Origin of the sequence: Vibrio sp. 10N.261.55.C5 (assembly GCF_041470505.1) — a bacterium.
Taxonomy (GTDB): domain Bacteria; phylum Pseudomonadota; class Gammaproteobacteria; order Enterobacterales; family Vibrionaceae; genus Vibrio; species Vibrio crassostreae_C.
Genome location: NZ_JBFRMS010000121.1, coordinates 1 through 9,068 on the forward strand (window position 1 = coordinate 1; position 9,068 = coordinate 9,068).

Below are 9,068 nucleotides of genomic sequence, written 5' to 3' on the forward strand. Positions count from 1 at the left end.
AATTTTCCGGATTGGTATAATATACGCCATTAGCAAAGCCGCGGATTCTCCTACTTACCAAAACAGCGCGTGTTGGGAGTCTAAACCTCCAACCTTTCCATATACTAAGCCTCAGCAGAAATACTGGGGCTTTTTTGTATCTGCTGCTTCTACGAAGTAATGTTGGGATAACTAGGCGCTCCTAGCTCACCTGCGTGCTCGAATCTCCGGAGTGCCTACTCATTCCAGCCTTGCCATATTTAAGACTCTAGTCTGCACGTCTCGGCAGAAATGCTAGCGCTTTTTATTCCTGTCATTTTTACAAGTATCACTTGAAGTACCATGTGTTCCTTTAGCTATCTCTATCGAACACTGATTTAGTGCAGCCTTGCTGTATTTAATGACTTAGTTCAAAGCTAAAGCTTTCTGTTCACCACTCATCTAGCTCCGTAGTCCTGTTAATAACTAACGCTATTCTAGCGAGACGTTGAGTCCCGTTATTTTTGTTTCCAGGTGAAAGGTGAAGCCTTTCGATTGAAGCTTATATAACTTGAGAGTGGGTTATTGGGTAGACTAGCGAGTGTGCACAAGAACGAGTTCTCTGTATGACTTAACCTACTTAAAGAGTTCTGGATACCCACAACAAGGCTTTCGACTACTCAAATACTCGCGGTATCAAATATCGATATAATCTCTATGTTCCACGCATACCTTTCAACGATAACTTCAGTGAGGGAATTGGCGAGTTTGACTTTCATTAGGTATAAAAAAGGCCACCTAAAGTAGGCGGCCTTGGTTGATCTATTTAGATATTAATCTAGCTCTTTCTCTGCTTGTTTTGCTTTCTCTATCATAGGAGTGATAGTTGAGCCTTGAACCAGAATAGAAAACACAACAACGGCGTATGTCATGACAAGGATTATCTCTTTAACATCGATTGCTTTGTCTTCAATTACCCAGATACCTGAAGGGATTGAAAGTGCCATGGCTAGTGCTAAGCCACCGCGTAAACCACCCCAAGTTAGAATCTTAATCGACCACGGGTTGTAAGTTCTAAAGCGTTTAAATCCGATGTAAGACAAGAAAACACTCAAGTAACGTGCACTCAATACTAGAGGGACTGCGAAAGCCATTAAGATCCAATCTTCTTGGTGGAATTTGAATAACAGCATCGACATACCAATTAGTAGGAATAATACGCCGTTTAAGAATTCATCTATCAATTCCCAGAAATGATCTAAGTGATCTTCACTCTCTTTTGAGAATCCGATAAAGCGAGTCCAGTTACCAATCATGATACCTGAGACCACCATCGCTAATGGTCCTGATACATGTAGAACTTCAGCAAACGCATAACCAGCAGTTGGGATGCCGATGGTTAATAGCAACTCCATCGAGTGGTCATCGGTATTGCTGATTAGGTAGTGGAATACAAGACCTAAAACAAAACCATAGACAATGCCGCCAATCGCCTCTTGAACGAATAGCATGGTCACACTACCGACGGTTGGCGCTTCTGTGCCGAATGCGATAGTAAATAGGGTTACGAAGATAACTAAGCCAAAACCATCGTTGAATAGAGATTCTCCCTCGATTTGAGTAGAGATTCTTCTGGGAGCGTCGAGTTTCTTTACTATTGCTAGCACGGCGATGGGATCGGTTGGAGAGATTAGCGAGCCAAAGAGTAGGCAGTAAATCAGATCAAATTGAATACCGATGAACTGGCAAAACCCGTACAGCACAAAACCGATAAAGAATGTTGAAAACAGCGTAGCACCTAACGCGAGTACTGTTATTTCCCATTTCTGGTCTTTTAGGTTTGGTAATTTGATTCCCAAACCGCCTGCAAATAGTAAGAATCCTAATATCCCTTTTAGAAGGAAATCTTCAAAATTGATACTGGCAACGGTTTCTGAGGCGATGTCAGCCAATTGGAACCAATTGTTTTGTCCCGCAATGATAATCAATAGAGATAACATCATTGAGCCTGCTGTGATGGCGATGGTTGTCTGCATTTTACCAATTTTTGTATTCACGAAAGCAATAAGCATGGCTGCAGCGGACAAGAAGCATAAGGTGTAATAGACCGACATTGGGATTCCAACATGTAACAAAGTATGAATATGAATTTTCGTTGTCTCATGCTCAAATAGCAAACATTTTTTTGTCATGACTCAGTAATCAATTTCCTTTTTTAGACGTCTAGACTCCTTTTTAATGTGTGATAGGATGGAGGGATAATTAAAGGAATGAGGTTGTACCGTGGGAAGTAATGTAAGGCAAAAGATTGACGCTCTGTTGAAGCAACGAATTTTACTGATTGATGGTGGCATGGGCACCATGATTCAGGATTATAAATTGGAAGAGCAAGACTATCGTGGTGAACGCTTTGCTGATTGGCACAGTGACTTAAAGGGCAACAATGACCTTTTAGTTCTTACACAGCCTAAGCTTATCAAAGATATCCATTCAGAATACTTGGAAGCTGGGGCTGACATCCTCGAAACCAATACCTTTAACGCTACAACCATCGCTATGGCCGACTATGATATGGAAAGCCTTAGTGAAGAGATTAACTTTGCTGCTGCCAAGCTTGCTCGTGAAGCAGCTGATGAATGGACTGCAAAGACCCCAGATAAACCTCGCTTCGTCGCGGGTGTATTAGGTCCAACCAACCGAACTTGTTCTATCTCGCCTGATGTAAACGATCCAGGTTACCGTAATGTTAGCTTTGACGAACTGGTTGAAGCCTATTCTGAATCGACTCGCGCGCTCATTAAGGGCGGTTCAGATTTAATTCTTATTGAAACTATCTTTGATACGTTAAACGCGAAAGCGTGTGCCTTTGCCGTTGAATCTGTTTTTGAAGAGGTGGGTATTGCTCTTCCAGTGATGATTTCCGGTACCATCACTGACGCATCAGGTCGTACCCTTTCAGGACAGACGACAGAAGCATTCTACAACGCCCTTCGTCATGTAAAACCAATCTCATTTGGATTGAACTGTGCATTGGGCCCTGATGAACTGCGTGAGTATGTCGGTGAGATGTCTCGTATCTCAGAGTGCAATGTTTCTGCTCACCCTAATGCGGGTTTGCCTAATGCATTTGGCGAGTATGACCTTTCTCCTGAGGATATGGCTGAACATGTTAAAGAGTGGGCTGAAAGTGGCTTCTTGAACCTAATTGGTGGTTGTTGTGGTACTACTCCAGAGCATATCCGCCAAATGGCTGAGGCTGTTGAAGGTGTAACGCCGCGTCAATTGCCAGACTTACCGGTTTCTTGTCGCCTTTCGGGGCTAGAGCCTCTGACGATTGCTAAAGAATCTTTATTCGTGAATGTGGGTGAGCGTACCAATGTGACGGGCTCAGCTCGCTTTAAGCGCCTGATTAAAGAAGAGCTTTACGACGAAGCCTTGAGTGTTGCTCGAGAGCAAGTCGAGAATGGTGCTCAAATTATCGATATCAACATGGATGAAGGGATGCTAGACGCCGAGGCGTGTATGGTTAAATTCCTGAATCTATGTGCTTCAGAACCTGAAATCTCGAAAGTACCTGTTATGGTCGATTCTTCTAAGTGGGAAGTTATCGAAGCTGGCCTAAAGTGTATTCAAGGCAAAGGCATCGTTAACTCAATCTCTCTAAAAGAAGGCAAAGAGAAGTTTGTTGAGCAAGCCAAATTAGTTCGTCGTTATGGTGCTGCTGTCATCGTGATGGCGTTTGATGAAGTCGGGCAGGCTGATACTCGAGAGCGTAAAGTCGAAATCTGTACCAATGCCTACAACATTCTTGTTGATGAAGTCGGTTTCCCACCAGAAGATATTATTTTTGACCCGAATATTTTCGCAGTGGCTACTGGTATCGATGAGCATAATAACTATGCGGTTGATTTCATTGAAGCAGTAGGAGACATCAAACGCGATCTCCCGCATGCGATGATCTCTGGCGGTGTGTCGAATGTTTCATTCTCATTCCGTGGTAATAACTACGTCCGTGAGGCTATTCACGCGGTATTCCTATATCACTGTTTTAAAAACGGTATGGATATGGGCATTGTAAACGCTGGTCAGTTGGAAATTTACGATAATGTTCCAGAAGATCTGCGTGATGCTGTTGAAGATGTGGTACTAAACCGTCGTGATGATTCGACTGAAAGATTGCTGGATATGGCGACCGAATACCTAGAGCGTGCTGTTGGTAAGGTTGAAGATAAATCTGCATTAGAGTGGCGAACTTGGCCTGTAGAGAAGCGTTTGGAGCACTCTTTGGTAAAAGGTATCACCGACTTTATTGTTGAAGATACCGAAGAAGCTCGTGTTAATGCCTCTCGTCCTATTGAAGTGATTGAAGGTCCTCTAATGGACGGAATGAACGTTGTTGGTGACCTGTTTGGTGAAGGTAAGATGTTCTTACCACAGGTTGTAAAGTCTGCGCGTGTGATGAAACAGGCGGTTGCCCATTTAGAACCATTCATTAATGCATCCAAAGAAGTGGGCGCAACTAACGGTAAGATTTTGTTAGCGACCGTTAAAGGTGACGTTCACGATATCGGTAAAAATATCGTTGGTGTGGTTTTACAGTGTAATAACTACGAAATTATCGACTTAGGTGTGATGGTTTCTTGCGAGAAGATTCTCAAGGTAGCGAAAGAAGAGAATGTCGACATTATTGGCCTGTCTGGGCTGATTACACCGTCTCTTGATGAAATGGTACATGTTGCTAAAGAAATGGAGAGACAGGGTTTCAAGCTGCCTCTTTTGATTGGCGGCGCAACCACATCTAAAGCTCACACAGCAGTTAAGATTGAGCAGAATTATTCAGAACCTGTTGTATACGTAAATAATGCCTCGCGTGCAGTGGGTGTTTGTACTTCACTACTTTCTGATGAATTGAAACCCGCTTTCGTTGAGAAGCTGGATATCGATTACGATCGCGTTCGAGATCAGCACAATCGTAAGAAGCCTCGTACCAAGCCTGTCACGCTTGAAATAGCTCGTGCCAATAAAGTTGCTATCGATTGGGATGCGTATACGCCACCGGCACCCGCTAAGCCGGGAGTTCACATCTTCAATGATTTTGATGTGGCAACTTTGCGTCAGTACATCGATTGGACTCCATTCTTTATGACATGGTCATTGGTTGGTAAATACCCTGCAATCCTTGATCATGAAGAAGTGGGTGAAGAGGCAAAACGTTTATTCAAAGATGCTAATGATTTACTGGATCGCGTAGAGAAAGAGAAGCTGCTTGAAGCGCGTGGTATGTGTGCCATGTTCCCAGCGAACAGTGTTGGTGATGATATTGAGGTGTATACCGATGAATCTCGTACCGAAGTTCTAAAAGTTTTACACAATCTTCGTCAACAAACAGAGAAACCAAAAGGCTTTAACTACTGTTTGTCTGATTACATTGCGCCAAAAGAAAGCGGTAAAGCGGATTGGATTGGTGGCTTTGCGGTTACGGGTGGTATTGGTGAGCGAGAGCTGGCTGATGAATACAAAGCGAAAGGCGATGACTACAACGCGATTATGATTCAGGCGGTTGCTGACCGATTGGCTGAGGCGTTCGCGGAATATCTGCATAAAGAAGTGAGAAAGGATATTTGGGGTTACTCGCCAGATGAGAATTTGTCTAACGACGATTTGATTCGAGAGAAATACCAAGGTATTCGTCCAGCTCCAGGTTACCCTGCTTGCCCAGAGCATACAGAGAAAGGTACGTTGTGGGAGCTGATGGACGTTGAAAAGGCAATCGATATGTCATTAACGACAAGCTACGCGATGTGGCCTGGTGCCTCAGTGTCTGGTATGTATTTCTCACACCCTGATGCTAGATACTTTGCTATTGCACAGATTCAACAGGATCAAGTGGATAGCTATGCTGACCGCAAAGGTTGGGACATGTTAGAAGCCGAGAAGTGGTTAGGTCCAAACATTAACTAGTTTGAATCTACGACGAGCTTTGATTCGTATAGTAAAAAAGAGAAAGGGTTGCTTAATAGCAACCCTTTTTGTATCTGAGATTTAGTTATTTATCTGTTGGTGATAAACGCATTTTTACTCAAACAATTCTTGGTGCAGTTTTTGAATCGCCAACTTAGAAACAGATTCATCTAGCAAGAAACACAGGTTGTGTGGGCTTGCTCCGTAACAAATCATGCGTAGGTTGAAATCTTCAAGAGTGCCGAAGACCTGCTTCGCATAGCCTTTGCTTTCACTCATGTTGTTACCAATAAGTGCAACAAGGCATAGGTCGTGCTCAATATCGACAGAACACAGCTCTTCTAGCTCAAGACGTGCTGCTTCTGGTAATTCAGGAGCACCACCAGATGTATCAGTTTGATCGAGTGTCAGTGACACACTGATCTCAGAGGTAGTAATCAGATCGACAGAGATCTTATGTTTAGCAAGGATCTCGAACACTTTCGCAAGAAAGCCGTAAGCATGGAACATACTAGCGCTACGCAGCGTAACCATGGTTTGGTTGCAGCGAAGGGCGAGGGCTCTGAATAGTGGAGAGCTTTCCACCTGTTGGCGAATCCAAGTTCCACCCAACTCTGGTGCTTTTGAAGAGCCGACAAATACCGGAATCTGATGACGTAGTGCAGGCACGAGAGTCGATGGGTGGAGGATCTTCGCTCCAAAGTTTGCCATCTCAGAGGCTTCACTAAAGCTGATCTCTGGGATAGGAGAAGCTTTAGGTGCAATACGAGGGTCAGTGGTGTAAATACCCGGAACATCCGTCCAGATTTCTAGACCAATCGCCTTTACAGATTCGGCAATCAATGCTGCTGAGTAATCACTGCCACCGCGGCCTAAAGTCGTGGTGTTGCCTTCGCTATCAGCACCGATAAAACCTTGTGTAACGACAACTTGTTGTTGGCAAAGTGGAATCAGTTTCTCTTTCGCTAGAGCGGCAATATCTTCTAGTTGAGGTTCGGCTTTACCAAAATCATCATTAGTGCGCATCACATCTCTGATATCAAAGCGAACAGCAGGAGTGCCTCGTTCACGGATGATCTGAGCCAAGATGTGTGTCGACATCAACTCGCCACATGCGACAAGGTGATCGGTCAGTTTAGTGCTTGTTTGGAATGATGCAGCCTCGGCAGCGCTCGCAATGTCATCAAGAATGGAGTGAACTTCTTTTTCGACGCTGATTGGATCTGCGAGTTGGTCAAGAATTGCGTTGTGAATGTCCGCTAATTGCGCCATTAGTTCCTGACGACGAGCTTTGTCTTGAACACCATGTGCTAGTTCAACCAGCAAGTTAGTGACACCAGAGCATGCACTACTCACGACCAGTTTCGTGTTTGAGTTGTTTTCAATAATGGCAGCACAACGGCTCATTGCTTCAAAGTTGGCAACACTTGTTCCACCAAACTTAGCGACATTAAAAGAACCAGCTACATTAGATGCACTCACGATATATCTCCCACGACTTCCTAAAATAAAATTACGGTTGGGTAATCCAACGTCCGATGTTTTTCGAAGAGAGTTTTAGAGCAAAAAGAGAGGAATTATTAGAATAGTAACCTCAGAAGCTCTTCACCATATAGAAATGGCGACAGTTGACGGGATTCAGCCCGCTCAACCGATAATAAAGGTCCTGCATCCTTTTATTATCTCGGCACTGCTCCCCATAAATGTTTTGTATTGGAAATGCGGTTCCACAAAACATCTGCCTGGGCAGTGCTCCTCTTCTGCTAGATAGCCGTTTCATTGAACGTTTTTGTGGTAACAATGTCAATCCGTAACTTGAGATAATTGAAAAATAATTTTAACAATTATGTGACAGTGGTTTGACCTCAATACTTATGGCTAATTGCTGAGGTAATCAATTTGCTTTAGGGTGGATTGTTCACAACATTAACGTAAGGGATGTACATGTCTAATTTACCACTCACTACTGCTATCGATAGCTTTTATCCACCACACCGAACGTTAATGGGACCTGGTCCTTCAGATATCTCACCTCAAGTGTTACAGGCTTTGAGCCGTCCAACCATAGGTCACTTAGATCCGCTGTTTATTGCGATGATGGACGAGCTTAAACAGCTTCTTAAATACGCTTTTCAGACTGAAAACGAATTTACGATTGCCGTTTCTGCACCGGGCAGTGCGGGTATGGAGACCTGTTTTGTTAACTTGATTGAGCCTGGTGAAAAGGTGATTGTTTGTCGTAACGGTGTCTTCGGTGAGCGTATGCGAGAAAACGTGGTGCGTTGTGGTGGCGAAGCCATCCTTGTTGATGACGAATGGGGCAAGCCCGTTTCAGTTGAAAAGGTAGAACAAGCATTGGCAGAAAACCCCGATGCCGTTGCTGTTGCATTTGTGCATGCAGAGACATCAACCGGAGCGTTATCTGATGCTCAAGCTATCTCTGCTGTCGCTCGTCAGTTTGATGCGTTAACGATTGTTGATGCAGTGACATCATTAGGTGGTGTGCCATTGCTGGTTGATGAGTGGCAGCTTGATGCGGTTTATTCTGGCAGCCAAAAGTGTCTGTCTTGTGTGCCAGGGCTATCTCCAGTGACTTTCTCTCAGCGTGCGGTTGATAAAATGAAAGCCCGTAAAGCACCAGTGCAAAGCTGGTTTTTGGATCAAAGTTTAGTATTAGGTTACTGGAGTGGAGAAGGTAAGCGTAGCTACCACCATACCGCACCCGTGAACAGCCTTTATGCTCTGCATGAGTCGCTGGTTTTGTTGAAAAATGAAGGCTTAGATAATGCGTGGTCTCGTCATCATGCGATGCACCAAGAGCTTAAAGAAGGCGTAGAATCTCTAGGGTTAAAGTTTGTGGTTGATGAAGAGAGCCGCCTGCCGCAGCTTAATGCACTTTATTTCCCAGAAGGAATTGATGAGGCTAAGATCAGAACGCAGCTTTTAGAAGAATATAATCTTGAAATCGGTGCTGGGCTTGGCTCTTTGGCTGGTAAGGCATGGCGTATCGGCCTAATGGGTTACGGTGCTCGTAAAGCGAATGTCGCGTTGTGCCTAAAAGCGCTAAAAGATGTTTTGAAGTAGCTGCATGAACTGAAATTAAAAAGAAAAGCGCACGAGAGATCGTGCGCTTTTTTGTTGGTGCGCCG

General features: G+C 44.1%; 4 protein-coding genes and 1 riboswitch. Of the genes, 2 read left to right on the forward strand and 2 right to left on the reverse strand.

The annotated features are described in order from the left end of the window. Window positions 1-791: 791 nt before the first annotated feature. Window positions 792-2,072: a sodium:proton antiporter gene (locus tag AB4263_RS24110; protein ID WP_017061334.1), complete on the reverse strand. Its 1,281-nt coding sequence runs from the start codon at window positions 2,070-2,072 to the stop codon at window positions 792-794. A 169-nt stretch (window positions 2,073-2,241) separates the two neighbouring features. Here AB4263_RS24110 and metH point away from each other — a divergent pair, with 169 nt between their 5' ends. Then, the gene (metH, locus tag AB4263_RS24115; protein WP_372099033.1) at window positions 2,242-5,919 is read left to right on the forward strand and encodes a methionine synthase; all 3,678 of its coding nucleotides are present in this window, start codon (window positions 2,242-2,244) and stop codon (window positions 5,917-5,919) included. Window positions 5,920-6,033: 114 nt separating this feature from the next. Here the strand turns inward: metH and lysC are convergent, their stop codons facing one another. After that, window positions 6,034-7,401 (reverse strand): lysine-sensitive aspartokinase 3, encoded by a 1,368-nt coding sequence (lysC, locus tag AB4263_RS24120; protein WP_372099034.1) that lies wholly within the window; start codon window positions 7,399-7,401, stop codon window positions 6,034-6,036. A 108-nt stretch (window positions 7,402-7,509) separates the two neighbouring features. Continuing rightward, window positions 7,510-7,687, reverse strand: a riboswitch (Lysine riboswitch). A gap of 176 nt (window positions 7,688-7,863) precedes the next feature. On the opposite strand from lysC, the gene AB4263_RS24125 reads away from it, so the two are divergent. After that, window positions 7,864-9,003 carry an alanine--glyoxylate aminotransferase family protein gene (locus AB4263_RS24125; protein ID WP_372099035.1) on the forward strand — a complete coding sequence of 380 codons (1,140 nt, stop codon included), beginning with the start codon at window positions 7,864-7,866 and terminating at the stop codon, window positions 9,001-9,003. Window positions 9,004-9,068 lie beyond the last annotated feature (65 nt).